Here is a 16239-nt window from a genome sequence, read left to right on the forward strand (position 1 = left end):
CCGGGTATGATTAATTGTTTACCTAAAGATTACTTTGGAGTACCCTGCGCCGCTGCAGAAACAGCATCCCATTCTTCCCAGCTTGCCATCCTTTCGGCATAGGCGGTGCGCACCCATGGCAAATTATTGCTGCCCAAATTAATCCGCAAAGGCGGGTTTTCAGCATCCACTACTTTAAAGATCGCTTCAGCGGTTGCATTTGGGTCCCCCCTTTCCATGCTTCTTAAATTGCCGAAAAACTGCGTTTTAAAGTTTTCGTAAATGTCCATGCCTGGTGCGAACTTTAACGACTCCTGGCTCCCGAACTCGGTGGCATAAGCGCCCGGCTCAATAATGGTTACGTTAATTCCAAACTGTTTAACTTCCAGGGCTAAGCTTTCGTGAATGGCCTCGAATGCCCATTTTGACGAACAGTAATAGCCGATAACCGGCAGCGTTACATGGCCAAGGTTGCTTGACGTACCCAAAATATGGCCGCCGCCCTGCTTGCGCAGCAAGGGCAGTGCTGCCTGGATTACCGCCATTGCGCCAAAGATGTTGGTTGCATACATCGCCTTTACATCATCCGCGCTGGCCTCCTCAATGGTGCCCACCAGCGAATAGCCTGCATTGTTGAGCACAATGTCCAGCCGCCCGAAATGGGCATGCGCCTGCGCCACTGCGGCTTTTACCTGCTCGGGCCGGGTTACGTCCAGCTCCAGGGTAAGCACATTGTCGCCGTACTTTTCCTTAAGGTTGGCTATGCTTTCCAGCCTGCGGGCTGTTGCGGCCACTTTATCGCCGCGCTTCAGGGCAGCATCGGCCCAAACCCGTCCAAACCCACGGGACGTGCCCGTGATAAACCAGACTTTATGAGCCGGTGCAGCAGCGCCGGTGCCTGAAATTCCATGTTGATTTTCCATATTTAATATTAAAAATTATTAACACCGCAAAGGTGGGCAACCGACAATGGGCGTACGTAGCCTAACCGGGGATTTTTGTAGGCAAAATGAGAAAGGCAGCAAAATATGGCTGTGGAGCGTTCCACTTTTAAACACGGAACACCCGGAACAAAGTGAAACATATTGACTATCAAATACTTAACCATTTATTGAGAACTATATCGATGTAAATTATTGATAATCAATATGTTTCACCAATCACTAAATCAAAGCAAAAGAGTTTGGCGGCAATTTCCTGCCTCAGCAGGGGCTCTCGCAGAGGAGCCTGCGTCATGGTTTGCAGCATTTATTTGGAATGGGATAGATCGCTATCGAATACCTTCCATATTTCATTTAATCTCTTTAATAGGTCTCAAATTATCATTTGCGGCGACTGATGTTCAGTATCCTCCAATCTTTGTGTAAGATAATTTGATAGTTGGAAAAAAAAATAAGCCAAAACAGGAATTATCTATAAATATCAAAGAGCTTTCAAAACCCAAAAACAAATACTTTTTATATGCCATTAAAAAAAAAACTATTGAAATTGCTGCAACGCTTAACCTCCCCTATTTTATTACCCTACTGGTGGCAGGATGCCCTTTTGATGATCCCAAGATTGGTTTGCGGTTTCCTGTTGACTTCAAATTTTGGCGCGGCAAAATTTGGATTACCGTGGAGCCCTGCCGACAATAACCTTGGCTTTTTTGAGGTTGCATTTTGGTTTCCGCACGATGTAGCCCAATATGGTGGCATTTTTAAGCTGTTTCCCATATTCTTTGCATGGATGGGTGCCTTTAGCGAAGCTGTAGGGGGTATTTTTTTACTGCTGGGTTTGCAAACAAGGGTTTTCTCTTTTCTGATTTTTTGCACCATGATGGTAGCAATCTTTTTGCAGCAGTGGAGTAACGGCACCTGGAATACCCTGCCTGCACTCGGCTTTGGTTGGGTAAGCTTGTTTACGATGGTATTGGGCAGCGGGCGCTTTGGATTAGATCACCTTATCTCAAAAAAAATAAAAGCATGAAAAAACATCACCTTATCTCAATCACCTTGTTGGTATGGTTGGCAAGCAGCTGCGTGCAAAAATCATATCAAAAAACCATAGTAATTAAACTAAAGGTACACCATATTAAAGACATTAAAACAGTTGGCATACGGGGGAATGGCAATCCATTGAGCTGGGATAAAGATCTTTTATTAAAGCCCCTGGTTAAGGATTCTTTATATACTTTAACTACAACCGTCCTAACCGGCTATAAATTCGCCGAAATAAAATTTACCGTAAATGGCGAATTTGAATTTAAGGAACGGCCAAACCGCAGATTAGTTTTTAGTGACAAGGACACTACTTATTACAATGCGGTTTTCGACTTAGCAAAATAAGCAAGGATTAAACTATCTTTTAGGGAATCTCCCTAATAAAGATGCGCATTTATACGTGACGGTTAGCTATTTTCCTTTGTTACCCAGTCTTTAGGACTTAAACCGGTGGCCTTTTTAAAGGCCCTGTTAAAAGTTGCTTTTGAATTAAAGCCGCAGTCGTATGCAATTCCTAAAAGTGTTTTTGTTTTTTGTTCACCGGCATACAGCATTTGTTTCACTTTTTCAATGCGGTACTGATTTATAAAATCATTGAAATTAAAGCCAAAACCCTGGTTTATGGCTTTGGAGAGTACACTGGCATTGGTTTGCAACTGCTTTGCCATTTGATTTAGCGATAATTCCGGATCTTCATAAATTTTTTCATTTTCAACTAATTGAATAATTTTTAACCGCCATTCCATCAGAAATATATTTTCCTCCTCATCCTGCCTTTCCGTTTCCCCTAAATCAATTTCAATCAATTGCGCATCTTCAATGATCTGATCATTTTGCAACGATAAAACGGGAGCCAGCAATAAAGTTGCTTTTCGATATTCCAACAGGTTAATTTTAAAAGATATTTTTGCGTCAATTGAATTGGAATAGCCGGTTATAGCTATGTAATAAAACACGATGGCGAATGAAAAATATTGCCACCATGGACCTACATAATAAAGTTTTCTGAATACCGGAATTTGCATGCCGGCAAAAAATAATAGCTTTAATAAAAGCATGCATAAAAAAGCAATTAAAAACTTTTGTACCCAACTAAACAAAACCACTTCAGCATAACTTATCACCTGCACAATTATTTTCTTATAGATCATATAGTAACGGAGACTAAGCAGAAAATAAACTGACATAGATATAAACCCGGTATATTGGTACCAACTGTCGAAATCAGGGTCGGTTCCACCGGCGAGGAAAAAATATTTCTTCAGTATCAGCTTGTCTGTAACAAACATGATGAGGGTGAACAATAGATATAATATCCCCGGTAGCAGTTGGAGCCATTCTTTCCGGCCAAATTGGAAAGCGGGATTAAGAAGGCTCTGTACATAAAAAAATATAACCGGGCCAATGAAAAATAGATGCTGAAATGGGAAATAAAACAGAAAGTCCCTGTAGGGCTGGTTATCGTACCAGCCGGCAAATCCCACCATCCAGGGGGTGATGTTCAAAACGCAAAGCAGCAAAAATATTCCTAACCATTTATCCGCTGTGCTTTCGTTGTTGACGCCTTTTCGAAGTAGTAATATTGCATAGACCAAACCATGCACAAAAAAAATTAGCAGCAGCGAACTGTAAAAGCTGAATTCGAAAAGAATCATGAGTTAAAAATATACAAAAAACTATAATCCGGAGATAGTTCAATGGTTTAATTCCCCTGTCTCAGCAGGGTATGTCGAAGAGGATCCTCGTTATGGTTTGCAGATTTTTTTGTCACGGGATAAATTTCTGTCGCATACCGGGCAGGCGGCACACGATCCCTTTTAGGAGACCTGCGGGGCAAAAAATACAGCAAGCATTCTGCCTGCGAAACCAACCCAATTATACTGCTGATTTTTTTATATTTGAGCATGAAGACAATTTTACGCACCGGCCTTATCGTGCTGCTTATGCTTGTTATAAAAACGGGTGCATCGGCGCAGGTTATTATTGATGAAACTAATTTAATAACGCGCCTTTCCGGGCTCAATTCGCTAACTATTGCCGACGCCGGAAAATACTTTACCGACCACAATTATTCCCAATTCAGCAAGCAGACCATTCAGCAGCCTACCTATTCCATGGATCTGTATAAATACAAAACTAAGGATCAAACCGACAGCTATATATTGAGCGCAATTGGTGGCCAGGTTGCAAGCGCAGGCCGGATCACCTACAGCGAAGACGAATTCCAGCTAGCGGTGAAAACCGTAAAAGACATGGATTATGTGCCCGGCGAAGCCGCTGCCCCCGAATCAGGCAAAACCATTTATGCAAAAGGCAACATGCGTTTCATAATACAAAAGAAAGCCGCAGCAAATGGCAATATCTTTTATGTAATGTCCCTAAGCGATATTTTAAAGACGGGGCAGCTGGCAGCAGGAGCAAAAAAATAGATTGTGAAAGACTATCGACTAAATCAAAAAAACACAACAGCCACCCCCGGTATAAGTTTAGCGCATCGTAACTTAAACCAGATTTAATTCCCGCTGAGGCTTGGTCATTTATTATTTGGCAAATATGCGTCAAGGCTCCAGCGATAACTACCAATGCCGGAAAGCACTAATCCTGCGCCTGTAAATACAAATACAGGGTAGTTAAACGGCGCCCCGATTCCCAAAAATATCGCCATACACAAGCCAAAACACAGGGTAAGAATAGCTGCGCCTAATGCGATTTGTTTGATCTTAAAACCTGCTACCAGGCAGACGCCAAACACTGCCTCTGACAGCGTAGCAACCAGTCCCATGATGTTTGCAATTGGCCGGCCGGCAAACGGGAGCAATGTGTTTGTATAATCAATAAAGTGCTTCCAGTCGCCCCATGATACGCCGGGCGAACCGTTGGGCCCCATCATACCTAACCTGTCCATCACCGGAAGTATAAATCCGATACCCAGGGCTAATCTTAAAACCAATTGGGCAATCCCAGAGGCGTTTTTCATACTATCAATTCTTTTTAAGTTAAGGTAAATTTGCGGGCCATATCTGCAAAAGCACCCTCAAATATAATTCATAAGGTGGATAATTTTCAACTGCTTACTGTTGAAAGATCTCCGGGTATTTAATTGTGGTTTGCGGAATTTCTTGGCATGTTATAAATTTCTGTCGCATCCCTGGTAAACGGCGCAGGTTCCACCGGTAATGTTTACAAAAAATGAAGCTAACGCCATGGTCAAAAGTCTTGTGCGTTTCTGAACAATCATAAAAGAAATAACAAAGTTCAATTTCAAAATAAAATTCATTTTTTGTCATTTTTAAAACGCTCATTCGTAAATTTATTCGCCTTTCCTAAGGTTAGTATAACATTATGTCAAAAAGAATTGATACTTCTTTACAAAAAAATAAGGATGGGGTGGGCGGCTCAGAACCAACCAATGAGCGTGGAAAAGCTAAGAAATACGACTTGCAATACCGTGTGCTGTTTGACAAGAGCCCGTTGCCAATGCTTATATATGAGTTATCCAGCTATAAAATACTTGACGTAAATGAAATAGCCATTTTACATTATGGATATAGCAGGGCCGAATTTTTAAGCATGACCATACATGATTATAGGCCAAAAAAAGATATTGAAGAGATTAATAAGATACTTAAAGAGCTTGTTGATAAAGATAGGGCATACCAGTTTGGGGTGTATGAGCATTTGAAAAAAGATAACACGATTATTAAAGCCGAGGTTTCGGGCTACGCAATCAATTATGCCGGCAAGGACTGCATGATGGTTGTGTGTAACGATGTTACCGAAAAGGAAGCTGGTTTACAGAAGATAAAAGATAACGAACAAAAGCTGTTACATAGCCAACAGCAGTTGTCTCTTATCTATAACAATGTTAAAGATGTAATTTTTGTGATTAGCGTCGAAGCAGACGATCGTTTTAAATTTATGTCTGTCAATAAAGCGTTTACTGATATCACAGGTATTCAGGAAAGCGAAGTTACAGGAAAATATATTGAATATATTATTCCCGAACCATCGTTAACCCTAGCGGTGTCTAAGTATAAACAAGCAATAAGTAGTAAAGAAAAGGTTACATGGACCGAAACTACATCATACCCTACAGGCACTAAAATTGGGGAAGTAACTGTTACACCCATTTTAAACCAATATGATAATTGTGTACAGTTGATAGGGTCGGTTCATGATATTACCGAATTGAAAAATGAAGAACGGCAGCTAAAATTGTTGGAATCGGTAATTACCAATACCAACGATTCGGTTTTGATAACCGAAGCTGAGCCAGTTGATGAGCCGGGGCCACGTATCATATACGTGAATAACGCATTTACTAAAATGACAGGATATACAGCCACCGAGGTTGTGGGTAAATCGCCAAGAATTCTGCAGGGGCCAAAAAGTGATCGGGCTGAGCTGGCCCGGCTTGGCGAGGCGATGCGTAAATGGCAATCGTGCGAGATCACAATTATCAATTATAAAAAGAGTGGTGAGGAATTTTGGATAAATATTTCTGTTACACCCATAGCAAACGAAAACGGGTGGTTTACCCAGTGGATTGCTATTGAGCGGGATGTTACAGAACAAAAATTAGCAGAACAAAAATTAACCAGCTCTTACAAAGAAAGAAATGACATACTGGAAAGCATTGGCGATGGTTTTTTTGCGATAGACAAAAATTGGGTAGTAAACTATTGGAATAAAAAGGCGGAAATTATTCTGAATAAGCCCCGCGAAGAAATTATTGGCCGGGACCTGAGAGAAATATATCCCGATTTACCAGGACGGGCTACTTATGTGTATTACAAAAGGGCGTTTAGAGAAAAAACTGTACAATCATTTGAAACGTTAAGCCCGGCTGTAAACAGATGGTTTGATGTAACGGTTTACCCATCTAAAAACGGCTTGTCGGTATATTTTAAGGACATTACCGAGCGGCTGATTCATTCCAAAGCTATAGAGGAGCAAAATGAAAAATTAAGGGCAGTAGCATGGAAGCAATCGCACCTAGCGCGGCCTCATGTTGCTAATATATTGGGGTTAATGAATGTTTTAAAAAATGAAGTATTAACCGAGTCGGAAAAAGATGAGCTGTTAAATTATTTGCTAACTGCGGCTATTAAGTTAGATGCCATAATATTAGAGATCGTTGAAAATGCTGAGGAAATAAAGCCTAAGCAGTTATGATGAAATGATAGTCAGCAAAGCCGTATAAATTTACACGTTCTTACAGTTCAGCCGCTTACTGCTGAAAAATCTCCGGATATTTCCTGATGAAGTACACCGGTGTACAACTCCAGGCGTGGCAATAACTGTTAACCGGGAAAAAGTTATAGGGGGATTTAAACTCGTCGGCTGGATCATACACTTCCCAAAACGCATCCGCACCTTTTTTTACCATGCCACCCCAATAGTCAATTAGCGCTGCTTTTGCTTCGGCTTTTAAACCGCTTTCAATCAGCGCCGCAATATAATAATGGTACATATAGGGCGCTCCGGGACGCACCGCGTCTATAAAGGTTGGTAATACTTTTAAAGCCTTTTGCGCCTCAGCTTTCGATGCTACGCCGCTCAGGATCATCCACGCTTGTCCGCCGTAGGATACTTGCCTGTTTGGGCCACTCACAAACAGCCCGGTTGCTTTGTCGTACAGGTTTTTATGGGCAGCTTCCTTTAATTTTTTTGCCATCGCAGGAATCTCTGCCACCTCATTTTCCTTACCCAATAATTTGGCCAACGCATAAGTTTGGTTAAGGGTGTAAATAGTGATGCCCTGTAACGGCGCCTGTTTATCCAGCCCGTCCTTCCAGTCAAAAAACACCCACCACTCCTTTCCGGCTTTTACATAGTCCATCATGCCATCGGCACCGGCGTACATTTTGGCAATGTCGAGCTGTTTTTTAGCGACTGGCCACAGGTCGAGCCCGGTCTGTTTGTCGCCGGTTGCGGCAACATATTCCTTAAGGGCCACATTGAACAGGAAGCAATAATCCAATAAGTGAGTTTTTTGCGGATGCGGTTCGGGCAGTTCAAATACATCGGCGTTAAGGATGCCGTCTTCGTTGGACAGGCCGGCCAATAAATACAAACAGCGCTTTGTCAGCCCATCGTTTTTAAAGGAATACAAGTTAGCCAGCGACTCCAAATACGTGTCGCCAATCCATAAGCGGCGGTCGCGCTTGGGGCCGTCCTCATAAACGGTTTGCATGCACTCTTTAAGTGTGGCCAGGCCAACGCGGTCAATATCTTTTATGATGGGCGAGGTTGTTGCTGACAGCTCCGGCGGCGTTGCCGTAGCCGAGGTATATGCCTTAAATTGCAGATCTGTAAACCCCAACCCGTAACCGCCCGAGCCCAGCCATTCGATCTTTACATACCTGAACGCTACCCTCCGTTGAATAGTGATGGTTGCCGGCAAAACTGAAACAGTAACCGTTTCATCCTGCAGCCAGGCGCGGCTTAAGCCACCGGGATACGGGTCGAAAGGAGTCGCCAGTTCAGCAGGCACCTCGCCGAATGTGAGCTTTAAGCGCAGCGGCGCATCCATATCGCCCTGCAGGGTTTTTAGGGTAAAAGTACAGTAGCCCGTCAGGTGCTCGCCAAAATCGACTATCATGCCGGTGTTTTTTTGACTAATGGGCGTGTTGTAAAATTGTTCAACACCTCCCGCAGGCACCATTTTCCAGCCTTGGAATGCTGCGGCATCCTTTTCCAGCTTAACCATGCCGGCGGGATGTTTGATGGTTTCCGTTAATACCGGCTTATATCGCGCTGCCTTTTTGAGCCAGGATTGCCGTTGAGCTGCGTAAATGTCCTGGGCATTTGTTTGCGTGGCAAGGGCGATAAAGCCGGTTAATAGCAGGGATGTGTAAATGCGGGATCTGGTTAATGTCATGAGGTTGATGTGTATTGGTGGCTGGCAAGGCAATATACGAAGATTTGGGGTTGAGGCAGGTTGTTTTTGCAGCGCCAAACTTCATTTATTAGTGTCAAACGTACAATTTTAGTTAAACGACTACAGTTTAGTCCATTAAACTAAGCATAGTCATTTTTAAATATAGCTTACATTTTTCACCCAATTATAAATTATATTTTGTTTAAATTAAATTATTCCCTTAAAGAATACGTCCTGATATCAACCAGCAGGCGTTGTGACAGCAAAAGGGGACGTGTAAACCCAGATGTAAATAGGATTGGCAACAACTGTAAATTCAATGAAGGCACCCGCTTTGTAATGGATAGGATTCACCAGGAGGCTAAACCTTCAAAAATTCACCGTTCTTTAAATCATTAAATCATGAGTAAAAATCGCCATTTAATTGAAAACAGCATCCAGGGATTTCATGCCCGGAGCAATTTTAAAGTACTGGTTCCCGTTTGTTCTATCGTATTGCTGCTTTTTGTGCTTACAACAGCGTGTAATAAAGAAAGTTCAAACCCTTCGCCCGATGTGTCGTTATCGGCAAACCAGGCATTAAGCGCAACCGCAGTTAATGCAAGCAGCTCCATTAGTCCGGCACCGTTAAACCTCAGAACTGCCGGTAATTTTACCATATTAAGTGAAACGGGGATCTCCACTACCGGGGTTACGGCCATTAAAGGCGATATTGGCGTGAGCCCCATATCCTCAACGGCCATAACCGGATTTGGACTGGTAATGGATGCCACTAACCAGTTCTCTGCAACACCTATTGTAACCGGGAAAGTTTACGGGCCCAACTACGCGCCACCTACCCCTTCAAAAATGACCACAGCTGTTAGTGATATGAAAACCGCATTTACTACAGCAAATGGTTTGATCTTCCCTGCACCTATTGTTCAAAAGTATGCAGGAAACATCAGCGGCCAGACTTTACATCCGGGGTTGTATAAATGGAGCACAGGCGTTTTAATAACCAACGTAGGCGTTGTATTAAGCGGCGGACCAAATGATGTGTGGGTGTTCCAGATTGCGCAAAACCTTACGGTTAATAACGGTGCTACTATTACCTTAAAGGGCGGTGCACAAGCTAAAAATATCTTTTGGGTAGTGTCAGGTAAAGCTACGCTCGGAACAACTGTTAATTTCAGCGGCAATATCCTGAGTAAAACGCTGATCTCGCTCAATACGGGCGCTAAAGTTACCGGCAAATTATTGGCGCAAACAGCAGTTACATTAATTGCTAATACTGTTCACCCTTAATCATATTTCGGGGTATTATACCAGGAAGGATCTTAAACAAAAAACGCCGTGAAATATTATTTCGCGGCGTTTTTTGTTTATGTGTATATAATGTTAAGCTTTTTAGCCCTCCTTGTGCGCAGCAAAGGGACGGCAGGTCCAGCGAAGCGTCGACCGGGTGAGTAAATCTGCGCGCGATGTTCACGCAACCGGCTTAACATAACGACTCGGAATGTGCCAAACACCCAATCATTGCGCATATCCAGCCCATATTGCGGCATTTTCCCTTACCTTTACCCGCATGTCAGCATCACCTGTAAAAGTCCTTTTCTTTTCGGCAAAGCCTTATGATATCGCCTCGTTTAACCAGCATAATGCCAGTTATGGCTTTGAGCTGGAGTACTTGGAAACACACCTCGGCCCGCACATTGTTAATGCGGTTGACCAGGGTACCTTTGCAGTTTGTGTGTTTGTAAACGACAAGCTGACAACCGAAGTAATAGCAATATTGGCAGCCAAAGGTGCAAAGGTAATTGCATTGCGCTGTGCCGGGTTTAATAATGTACAGCTGGAAGCGGCAAAAAAGTACGGGATAACGGTGTGCCGCGTGCCGGCGTATTCGCCCGAAGCGGTGGCAGAACATGCGGTAGCTATGCTGTTAACGCTCGTCCGCAAAACCCACAAAGCCTATAACCGGGTAAGGGAACAAAACTTTTCGCTCAACGGACTTTTAGGTTTTAACCTGCATGGAAAAACAGTGGGGGTTATAGGTACCGGGCGAATCGGGAAGGCCTTCTGTAAAATTATGCTGGGCTTTGGGTGCAAAGTACTGGCATTCGACCTGTTTAAGGATGAGGAAATGGTTGCTGCCGGTGTACAATATACCACCTTTGACGATGTGCTGCGGCAGGCAGATATCCTATCGCTGCATTGCCCGCTTACACCCGATAACCGTTATTTGATTAACCAGGACAGCCTCGGCAAAATGAAACAGGGAGCCACTTTGATTAACACCAGCCGGGGAGCGCTGATTGATACTCACGCTGTTATCGGAGCTTTAAAAACGGGCCGACTGGCTAACCTTGGCATCGATGTTTACGAGCAGGAGGAACGCTTGTTTTTTAAAGACCTTTCAGGAAGTATCATTGAAGACGACACCATACAGCGGCTGCTGAGTTTCCCAAATGTGCTGGTTACCGGCCACCAGGCCTTTTTTACCGAAGATGCGCTGTCGCAGATTGCCGAAACAACACTGGCCAGCATTCATAAATTAAGCAAAGGGCTAACACCTGACGACGCGCTGATTGTACAAATTTAATTGGCGATGCCGCCCGGCAAAGCAGAGCAGTTTTTTATTTAGAGACAAGCAGAATGGTTGTTGTGTTTTAGGATATGCGGATGATTGATTTTATCAGAACTTATTTTTACCGTTATGCAAATTAGCGGGAATTTCAGATGTTATAATAACGCCAAACTCCTTATCGGTAACACCATAATCTTTTATTAACTGCTGCTTTGTTATTATCTGTAACCCTTTAAAAATTGTATTGTTAATTGCTGCAAGGTCGCCTTCATAGTTTTCTTTCAGTACCCTTTTGTTAAGTATGTACTGGATATGTACATCACTTTCAACGGTAGGTACAAGTTTGCCATATTGATCTGATTTCGACTTAAAATAATTCCAGTACTTATTTTTGGCGAAGTCTTTGGTTTCGATATAGATGAGCCCGTTTTTTGCTGCTGGTCCCATTCTTTTTATCGCACTTGAATCTTTATATACGGTAACCGAAGCAATTTCCTCAGGCCTGTAATTCTGTAATACGTGTTTATTAACTCTTACGCTATCAATAAAAAAAACCGGGTCGGTAGCACTCTCTTCAAAAACAATTTCCGGCATGTCTTTTTTAAGGCTGTAGCACGACATCATTAAATCAACCGCCTGAACAGGCTTGTTCATATAATAAGCCTCATCAATTGGGAATTGTGGCTTTTTATTTGGATCGATTTTAACATAAAAAGAAATGGTATCATTTGAGAAATTCCAGTACCCGGAACAACCCCTTGATCCCCATTTATCTTTAAGTTGAGGATATAATTTTATTAAATCTTTTAAAAGCAGGTTGCTTAAATCAATAACTTGCCCATCGGGCAAACGCCCTTTAAATTGCCTGGTTAACCTGATCTTGCTCACGTAGTTTGATTCCTGGTCTTTTTGAAAGATAAGGCCGGGTTGTTTGCCAGAACTATAACCAGTGCCGGCTACATATCGTGAATCCTGCCCATAGCAACCTTTGGCAAGGTCCATTTCCTCCACGTCAACTTGTTTTAAATCGGTGTTTGCCTGTTTTAGATCTGACAGTGTAGTTTTACAAAGGCAGAAACCGTTAATGGTTATTTTTTTTGCCAGCGTATCCGGGATTTGTGCTTTTGCAAGTGTAGGCAATAATAATATGGTGATAAGGAGGGTTTTCAAGTTCATTGTGCTAATTTATAACCTTTATCATACATATTATATTTCCCCCAACGAATTCCAAATCAGCTGCAGTGCCTTCTGACGTAAGCTCTCATCGCCTTTTACCATATCAATTACCAGCTGTTGTTTCCGCTTCAGGTATTTCTTTGCGTGTTCGCGGTCATATTGCATTACCCAGTCAATATTGTATATCAGGTCGCAATATTTAACGGTTTGCGCGGCCGGGCTGATCGTCGCCAGCCGTGCAGCTTCGCGTTCTTTGCGTTCCTTTTTGCCCAAACCTGGATAGGCAGCGGCTGTAAAAAAATCTGTGAGTTCCTGTACGCAGGCGGCAATATGGCCGGCTTCGCTATCCGCGTATCCAAAGCCAATCAGCGTTGCAATTAATTCCCCCGGCGTAATAGCGAGATCTTCAAAAATATCATGACAAAGGCCGATCTCGTAGCCCAGGTTAGTAGCCTTTCCGGCTTGTTCAGCCACGAACTGTAAATGGATGAAATAGGGTTTGTATGTGCTTTTTAGTAACCTGCCCTCATATTTCTTCTTCACCCAATGGGTTAATTGTTCGGCAGGCGTCATTTAAGTTTGTCCAGCTTAAAATAACCTAAATGAACCTCGTCATCCGGTAGCGCTGTGCCGTCGCCAATAACAATCCGATATTTTTCTTTGAAAGTTGGTGAAAGCAGGTCTTCTATTTGATGGATATTATCTACATCCACACCATATTTTTCATCAATGTGCGCTGTAGCAATACCTTTTAGCGAATTGGTTTTAAAGAACAAGCTTTTTTTGGATTCCTGTACGGCCAGTGCACGGGTTTGCTGCACGGTAAGTACGATATAGTGTTGCTCTTCCAGTTTGTCGGTGGTGTAGCCGCCAAGGTTCAGGAAAAATAATTTGTTTGCCGATGGCGGGATCTCATCGTCCTGCAAAACTACCTTCACCGAAAAATTGTCAACTTTAGCCACTTCGCGCCAGCCGTCCACATGCAGGGTGGTACCTGCTTCGGGCCAAAAGGCTCTCAGGTCGGGTACCAGGTCCTTCAGCTCATTCGCAATTCCGAAGAAATAATCATGCTGCTCAATATTTCGTCCCGGCGCTTCGGCACCTAATAATAACAAATACAATTTCATGCTGACAGTCGCTTAATAATGGTGGATGAAGCTTCCTCGCTAAAATCCAACCCGGAGTAATCGGGATTATAGCCGCCAATATACGGAACCGCCATGATATAGATCCGGTTATTAAAAGCGCCGTACGCGTCAACCACCTGGAAATGGTCGTTAATGGTGATACCCGAAACCTTTAAATAGTAGTCCCCGTGTTGATCGCGGGTCACGTCTTTTCCTTCGGCCATTGCCTTTTCCCCTTCTTCGGCCGAGCGAAATTTAAGCCGCGCGGGGGTAATGGTCCTCGCGGTAAGTAAGCTTTTAAACGGAAATTCCTCGAAGGCTAAATGCGGCTGACCTACACAATCTATAAAAGTATTGAAATGCACAGCTTGCTCGGTTCCGCCTTCATCGGTATAATGGTAAACGGCGCCACCTTCGGGCGATGGTTCAACCCGGCTGTCATCTCCAACCGGCACCAGGTCCAACACGCCCGCCTGGTGCAGTGCCAGTAATTCTTCGCTCGAACTTTGCGGAATATAGGCGATTACAATAGAAATGAGCGGCGACAGTGATTTTTGCAGCCTTTGCATATCCTCGGCAGACAGATGCTTGGCAGGATAGTTCAGCGCGAAGCTCAATACGCCCAGCATTTCTTTCCAGTAAACCGATTCCCTGCGCCTGATGGATTTTTCTGCTTCGGCATATTCTGCTTTGAGCAACTGAAATGGATCCAGGCGCTCCCGCAGCTCCATCATGGCGGCAACAAATTCTTCCAGCTTTAGGTGTTTAATGCGTTCGTAAAATTCAGGTTGCTTTTCGCGGATCGGGGCCTTAAAATCTCTTTCAAAAATATAATCCAGCGATAAAAAGCCCTGGTTGGCAGCAATGTGCGCCGCTATCTCTTCTTTGCTCAGCAGCGAGTTGTTCGATAAATGGGAATCGTCCAAATGAAACCGTACCGCTGGCAGCATCCCGTTACGGGTATGCAACACCATTTTAAAGTTTGGGCTCTGCTCTGAAAGCTTATAGGACAGGATACCATTTTCTTTTTTTTCATAGGTCCCGTTATGCCGCGAGAGCGTACGGATGGCATCTACAGCGGTAAGCGAGGAGCCTTTAATAGCTACCGGGTGGTCCAGCTGCAGCGCCAGTTTTATTGGCGGGTAAGGCGAATCAAAATAATTGGGCACTATGCCCTCGTACTTGTGCGGCCAGTTGTGCCCGGTACAAATGATCAGTTGGTCAAACTCAAAACGTTCGTTGCCAGCTATTTCAACCGTGACTATTTCCTTCTCCGGGTGATCGATCAGGTCCGTTACGTTGCTGTCGTAACGGATCTCATAATCTATGCCTTTTTCCCGGGCCAGCTTTTGCAGCAGGTCGAACTGGGCGGTAAGGTATTGGCCGAACAGCAGGCGCGGCAATACTTTATATTCGTTAAAACGTTTTGGGTCGATGTGGAATTTGTCCAGCGTGTCTTTCGGTACGTTTTTTATCCACCGGGCAAGCGGCGTAACCAGCAGCGGGATCTCATTGCCGGATACATTGGTAATATGCTCGTCATTTGCGCCTTCAGCACTGTAGGGCATGCCAGCGCCCAACTTCTTTTTACGCTCAAATATCGTGATGGCAAGGTCTGTTCTGCCAGATTCCACCAGCCGCTTAAACATGAACAGGCCGCTGGGCCCTCCGCCAATGATTGCTATGTGTTTCTTATTTTCCAAGTTATATTCAGGCTTATTTTTATGAGGATTGTAATTCAACAAAGATTGCGGGTAAGTGTTTTGGGAGGGGATAAATTTGAGCTTCAGCGCAGGCGTCGCACGTCCGCCTGTTCAAACATGCCGTCCGTTCCAGGCATTTTACCTGGATGCCAATATAAAGTGCTGGCAATAAATAGCAAAAGTTCAGCTAAAATAAATTTTACATGATCGCATCTATTGAAGCATTTTTTATATATTTAGATAAAATTGCGGATATGACTAACCTAAATTTTACACCCGGAATTTTACAAAAACTCACAATTAAAAACTATTACGGTAAAATTTTGTTTTCTGGTTAATAGCATTGATGGTTTAAAATTAGCCTGTTGAATATGAGAACCTTGTCCAATAAAAGCACCCCTGCCGGGAATAGCGAAGTTCATTTTATACACCATGGGCAACTTTTAGAAAAAGTTATCCGTGATGAGCATAAAAGTATCAGCAGTATAGCACGAACACTTAAGATAAGCCGCCGTACGTTGTATAATTGGTTTGAATCGGAGACGATGGATTATGAAAATCTTATAAAAACAGGTAAGATAATAGGGTATGATTTCTCCAAAGAAATACCCGGGATAAAGGAAATGAAACCCAAACAACCCGAAAAAAAACGAGCCCACGCTCCGGACAAAACCGATGAAGATTCAGTTTACTACTGGATGGATAAATATTTAGCACTACTTGATAAATACAGGGAACTTGCAATGAAAGATTACGTTGACAATGATAAATACGGATCCGTGTAGCCCCCTAAATCCCGCTTAAATAAAAATTAATAAAT

15 protein-coding genes are annotated in these 16239 nt (G+C 43.3%); 7 read left to right on the forward strand and 8 right to left on the reverse strand.

The genetic code is table 11. The features are described 5' to 3' along the window. Positions 1 to 29 precede the first annotated feature (29 nt). On the reverse strand, positions 30 to 902 hold the full coding sequence (locus MuYL_RS16710) for an SDR family NAD(P)-dependent oxidoreductase (RefSeq protein ID WP_094571645.1): 873 nt from the start codon (positions 900 to 902) through the stop codon (positions 30 to 32). Positions 903 to 1440: 538 nt separating this feature from the next. On the opposite strand from MuYL_RS16710, the gene MuYL_RS16715 reads away from it, so the two are divergent. After that, on the forward strand, positions 1441 to 1947 hold the full coding sequence (locus MuYL_RS16715; protein ID WP_094571646.1) for a DoxX family protein: 507 nt from the start codon (positions 1441 to 1443) through the stop codon (positions 1945 to 1947). Then, the gene (locus tag MuYL_RS16720) at positions 1944 to 2306 is read left to right on the forward strand and encodes a hypothetical protein (RefSeq protein WP_094571647.1); all 363 of its coding nucleotides are present in this window, start codon (positions 1944 to 1946) and stop codon (positions 2304 to 2306) included. The genes MuYL_RS16715 and MuYL_RS16720 overlap by 4 nt, the downstream gene beginning before the upstream one ends. A gap of 62 nt (positions 2307 to 2368) precedes the next feature. On the opposite strand, the gene MuYL_RS16725 is transcribed toward MuYL_RS16720, so the two are convergent. After that, a complete protein-coding gene (locus tag MuYL_RS16725; protein ID WP_094571648.1) occupies positions 2369 to 3616 on the reverse strand; it encodes a helix-turn-helix domain-containing protein in 1248 nt (415 codons plus the stop codon). A 249-nt stretch (positions 3617 to 3865) separates the two neighbouring features. On the opposite strand from MuYL_RS16725, the gene MuYL_RS16735 reads away from it, so the two are divergent. After that, entirely contained in the window at positions 3866 to 4390 is a 525-nt protein-coding gene (locus MuYL_RS16735) for a hypothetical protein (protein ID WP_094571650.1), read from the forward strand. A gap of 104 nt (positions 4391 to 4494) precedes the next feature. Here MuYL_RS16735 and MuYL_RS16740 read toward each other — a convergent pair whose 3' ends face one another. Then, positions 4495 to 4938 carry a DoxX family protein gene (locus MuYL_RS16740; protein ID WP_094571651.1) on the reverse strand — a complete coding sequence of 148 codons (444 nt, stop codon included), beginning with the start codon at positions 4936 to 4938 and terminating at the stop codon, positions 4495 to 4497. Between the two features lie 365 nt (positions 4939 to 5303). On the opposite strand from MuYL_RS16740, the gene MuYL_RS16750 reads away from it, so the two are divergent. Continuing rightward, positions 5304 to 7136 (forward strand): PAS domain-containing protein, encoded by a 1833-nt coding sequence (locus MuYL_RS16750; protein WP_094571653.1) that lies wholly within the window; start codon positions 5304 to 5306, stop codon positions 7134 to 7136. A gap of 55 nt (positions 7137 to 7191) precedes the next feature. On the opposite strand, the gene MuYL_RS16755 is transcribed toward MuYL_RS16750, so the two are convergent. After that, positions 7192 to 8844 (reverse strand): alpha-L-rhamnosidase-related protein, encoded by a 1653-nt coding sequence (locus MuYL_RS16755; RefSeq protein ID WP_094571654.1) that lies wholly within the window; start codon positions 8842 to 8844, stop codon positions 7192 to 7194. Between the two features lie 402 nt (positions 8845 to 9246). Here MuYL_RS16755 and MuYL_RS16765 point away from each other — a divergent pair, with 402 nt between their 5' ends. Together MuYL_RS16765 and MuYL_RS16770 are read left to right on the forward strand one after the other, a co-directional pair. Continuing rightward, positions 9247 to 10131 (forward strand): ice-binding family protein, encoded by an 885-nt coding sequence (locus tag MuYL_RS16765; protein ID WP_094571656.1) that lies wholly within the window; start codon positions 9247 to 9249, stop codon positions 10129 to 10131. Positions 10132 to 10411: 280 nt separating this feature from the next. Further along, on the forward strand, positions 10412 to 11428 hold the full coding sequence (locus MuYL_RS16770) for a 2-hydroxyacid dehydrogenase (RefSeq protein ID WP_094571657.1): 1017 nt from the start codon (positions 10412 to 10414) through the stop codon (positions 11426 to 11428). A gap of 93 nt (positions 11429 to 11521) precedes the next feature. On the opposite strand, the gene MuYL_RS16775 is transcribed toward MuYL_RS16770, so the two are convergent. The 4 genes from MuYL_RS16775 to MuYL_RS16790 are packed head-to-tail and all read right to left on the reverse strand — an operon-like array spanning position 11522 to position 15419. Continuing rightward, positions 11522 to 12589 (reverse strand): hypothetical protein, encoded by a 1068-nt coding sequence (locus MuYL_RS16775; RefSeq protein WP_094571658.1) that lies wholly within the window; start codon positions 12587 to 12589, stop codon positions 11522 to 11524. Positions 12590 to 12619: 30 nt separating this feature from the next. Further along, positions 12620 to 13162, reverse strand: a complete 543-nt coding sequence (locus MuYL_RS16780) for a hypothetical protein (RefSeq protein WP_094571659.1) — start codon at positions 13160 to 13162, stop codon at positions 12620 to 12622. Then, positions 13159 to 13716, reverse strand: coding sequence for a DUF1543 domain-containing protein (locus tag MuYL_RS16785; RefSeq protein WP_094571660.1), 558 nt, complete (start codon positions 13714 to 13716; stop codon positions 13159 to 13161). Before MuYL_RS16785 ends, MuYL_RS16780 begins: the two co-directional genes overlap by 4 nt. Further along, a complete protein-coding gene (locus MuYL_RS16790; protein WP_094572994.1) occupies positions 13713 to 15419 on the reverse strand; it encodes an FAD/NAD(P)-binding protein in 1707 nt (568 codons plus the stop codon). Before MuYL_RS16790 ends, MuYL_RS16785 begins: the two co-directional genes overlap by 4 nt. A gap of 371 nt (positions 15420 to 15790) precedes the next feature. Between MuYL_RS16790 and MuYL_RS16795 the strand changes: the two genes are divergently transcribed. Further along, entirely contained in the window at positions 15791 to 16204 is a 414-nt protein-coding gene (locus tag MuYL_RS16795) for a helix-turn-helix domain-containing protein (protein ID WP_094571661.1), read from the forward strand. Positions 16205 to 16239 lie beyond the last annotated feature (35 nt).

The sequence above is a fragment of the Mucilaginibacter xinganensis genome, from assembly GCF_002257585.1.
GTDB lineage: Bacteria > Bacteroidota > Bacteroidia > Sphingobacteriales > Sphingobacteriaceae > Mucilaginibacter > Mucilaginibacter xinganensis.

What these genes read in the sequence shown, in the direction of transcription:
- MuYL_RS16710 (WP_094571645.1), bottom strand. Translation starts at nt 902, where the DNA reads ATGGAAAATCAACATGGAATTTCAGGCACCGGCGCTGCTGCACCGGCT.
- MuYL_RS16715 (WP_094571646.1), top strand. Translation starts at nt 1,441, where the DNA reads ATGCCATTAAAAAAAAAACTATTGAAATTGCTGCAACGCTTAACCTCC.
- MuYL_RS16720 (WP_094571647.1), top strand. Translation starts at nt 1,944, where the DNA reads ATGAAAAAACATCACCTTATCTCAATCACCTTGTTGGTATGGTTGGCA.
- MuYL_RS16725 (WP_094571648.1), bottom strand. Translation starts at nt 3,616, where the DNA reads ATGATTCTTTTCGAATTCAGCTTTTACAGTTCGCTGCTGCTAATTTTT.
- MuYL_RS16735 (WP_094571650.1), top strand. Translation starts at nt 3,866, where the DNA reads ATGAAGACAATTTTACGCACCGGCCTTATCGTGCTGCTTATGCTTGTT.
- MuYL_RS16740 (WP_094571651.1), bottom strand. Translation starts at nt 4,938, where the DNA reads ATGAAAAACGCCTCTGGGATTGCCCAATTGGTTTTAAGATTAGCCCTG.
- MuYL_RS16750 (WP_094571653.1), top strand. Translation starts at nt 5,304, where the DNA reads ATGTCAAAAAGAATTGATACTTCTTTACAAAAAAATAAGGATGGGGTG.
- MuYL_RS16755 (WP_094571654.1), bottom strand. Translation starts at nt 8,844, where the DNA reads ATGACATTAACCAGATCCCGCATTTACACATCCCTGCTATTAACCGGC.
- MuYL_RS16765 (WP_094571656.1), top strand. Translation starts at nt 9,247, where the DNA reads ATGAGTAAAAATCGCCATTTAATTGAAAACAGCATCCAGGGATTTCAT.
- MuYL_RS16770 (WP_094571657.1), top strand. Translation starts at nt 10,412, where the DNA reads ATGTCAGCATCACCTGTAAAAGTCCTTTTCTTTTCGGCAAAGCCTTAT.
- MuYL_RS16775 (WP_094571658.1), bottom strand. Translation starts at nt 12,589, where the DNA reads ATGAACTTGAAAACCCTCCTTATCACCATATTATTATTGCCTACACTT.
- MuYL_RS16780 (WP_094571659.1), bottom strand. Translation starts at nt 13,162, where the DNA reads ATGACGCCTGCCGAACAATTAACCCATTGGGTGAAGAAGAAATATGAG.
- MuYL_RS16785 (WP_094571660.1), bottom strand. Translation starts at nt 13,716, where the DNA reads ATGAAATTGTATTTGTTATTATTAGGTGCCGAAGCGCCGGGACGAAAT.
- MuYL_RS16795 (WP_094571661.1), top strand. Translation starts at nt 15,791, where the DNA reads ATGAGAACCTTGTCCAATAAAAGCACCCCTGCCGGGAATAGCGAAGTT.